Source organism: Bradyrhizobium sp. Arg816, assembly GCF_029989365.1.
In the GTDB taxonomy this organism is placed as follows: Bacteria; Pseudomonadota; Alphaproteobacteria; order Rhizobiales; family Xanthobacteraceae; genus Bradyrhizobium.
On the sequence record NZ_JAPRAQ010000077.1, the window covers coordinates 1 to 1,334 of the forward strand.

The 1,334-nt window shown below is 64.6% G+C and carries 1 protein-coding gene; it reads right to left on the reverse strand.

Annotated elements, in window-relative coordinates:
• Positions 1-1,334 (reverse strand): condensation domain-containing protein (locus OWC48_RS45880; RefSeq protein ID WP_282525907.1); only part of this gene is annotated, 1,334 nt, incomplete at both ends.

Below are 1,334 nucleotides of genomic sequence, written 5' to 3' on the forward strand. Positions count from 1 at the left end.
GACCTGATCAATCTCCTCCCCGGCAGCTTCGACACTCAGCCCCGGCAGGTCCAATGACCCAGCCGCATTGTTCTCCCAGGCCAGCATCACCTGGAATAATGGCGTGTGATCAAGAGCCCGGGGCGGCTGCACGATCTCCACCACCTGCTCGAACGGCAGATCCTGATGCTCCTGCGCAGCCAGCACCGTGCGCCGCGTCCGCTCCAGAAGCTCCGAGACGCGCGGCTTGCCCGACAGGTCCAGCCGAAGCGCCAGGGTGTTGACGAAGAACCCGATCAGCTCTTCGATCTCGCGGTGCCCCCGATTGGCGCTCGGCACGCCAATCACAAGATCGTCCTGCCCCGACAGACGCGACAGCACCGCCGCCCAGGCCGCCAGCACCGTCATGAACAACGTCGTGCCATGCTGCAGGCTCAGCCGCTTCAGCTCCCGCGTCAAATCCGCATCGACGGTGATCGGGACCGCGGCCGCGGCAAACGACTGCTGGGCAGGCCGCGCATGGTCCGTCGGCAAGACAAGACGGGCTGTGCCTGCCAGGGCGCTGCCCCAATACTGCGCCTGCTTCTGCAGCCGATCCCCCGACAGCCATTGGCGTTGCCAGGCGGCATAATCTGGATACTGGATCGCAAGCGGCGGCAGAGGATCGTCCTGCCCAGCCTCGAACGCCCGGTAGAGCTGGCTAAGTTCACGCAGCAGCACGCCCATCGACCAGCCGTCCGAGACGATGTGATGCTGGGTCAGCAGGAAGACGTGCTCCTCGTCCGACAACCGCACCAGACGCCCGCGGATCAGCGGACCGCACGCAAGATCGAATGGCGTGCGGCCCTCTTCATGGCACAGATCCAAAAGTGCCGCTTCCGCATCCGATCTCTCCCGCAGATCATGCTCAACTATCGGCAGACCCGCATCCGGCGGCAGAACCTCAACCCGGGGCTTGCCCTGCGTCGCGACAAACACACTGCGCAGCGCCTCATGACGCGCAAACAGACGGTCAAGGCTGCGCTGCCAGGCGATGTGGTCGAGCATCCCGCGCAATCGCAAGGTCAGCGGAATGTGATAGTTCGTGCTGCCTTCGTTCAGCTGCGCCAAAAACCATAGCCGCTGCTGCGCAAACGACAGCACAAGCGGCTCATGACGCGACACGGCTGCAATCGACGGCAGCTCTTGTGGACCGGAGCGGCTCAACAGCTCGGCGATGCTTGCCGCCAGGTCGGTCAGCACGGGCCTTGCGAACAGCGTCGACAGCGGCAGCTCGACTCCCACAGCCTGTGACAGCCGGCTCGACATCTGCACGGCCAAGAGCGAGTGGCCGCCCAGTTCGAAGAAGTGGTCGT